This is a genomic window from Roseateles sp. P5_E11, from assembly GCF_054049355.1.
The window spans coordinates 1-766 of the sequence record NZ_JBFUMO010001139.1 but is presented as its reverse complement, the minus strand read 5'-3'; the positions used below and the strand labels follow the sequence as shown (position 1 = coordinate 766).

1 protein-coding gene is annotated in these 766 nt (G+C 68.4%); it reads right to left on the bottom strand.

Annotation, left to right across the window (positions count from 1 at the left end; all coding sequences use genetic code 11):
- A partial coding sequence (locus ACXJKR_RS33940; RefSeq protein WP_457326605.1) for an efflux RND transporter periplasmic adaptor subunit occupies positions 1-699 on the bottom strand: 699 nt, incomplete at its 3' end.
- Positions 700-766 lie beyond the last annotated feature (67 nt).

Here is a 766-nt window from a genome sequence, read left to right as displayed (position 1 = left end):
GCTCAGCAGCGAGCCGAGCTGGGTTTCAGGCACCGTGAAGCTGATGGCGATGGGGTCCAGCTGCGCGATGTTGACCAGCGGCAGCGCCGTCGCATTGGCCTGCACCAGGCTGCCCGGGTAGACGCTGACGATGCCGACGCGCCCGCTGATGGGCGCGCGCAACTCGTTGTAGCCCAGCGTGACCTGGGTCGCCTGGATCGCGGCCTCGTCACTGCGGATCAACGCCTGGCCGGCATCGAAGTTGGCCTGGGCCGTGTCCACCGCGTTCTGGGCGATGAAGTTCTGCGCCTTCAGTTCCTTGGCGCGGTTGAGCTGGCGCTCCAGGTCGGTGAGGCTGGCGCGGTCGCGGGCCAGCTGGGCGCGCGCCTTCTCCAGCGCGGCGCGGTCACCGCGGTCATCGAAGCGGAACAGCAGGTCACCCTTCCTGACGTTCTGGCCGTCCTTGACGAGGACCTGGGCGACGATGCTGCTCGTCTGCGCACGCAGGTCCACGCTCTGCAGCGCGGTGACGGTGCCGCTGGCCTCCACGGTGATCGGCACGTCGGCCTGCCTGACCTTGACGACACCGACGTTCTGCGCCGGCGGCGCGCTCGCCGCCCCCGCCGGGGCCGACGCGCCGCCTGCATCGTCCTTGCGCCCACAGCCCGCCAGGACGGCCAGCACCAGGCCACAAAGAATCACAGGGGAGGTCGCGCGCATGCAAGCCTGCTGAAAGTAATGGGGATTGACTCAGGAAACAGATCAGCTTAACCGGCCTGTTTTGCTC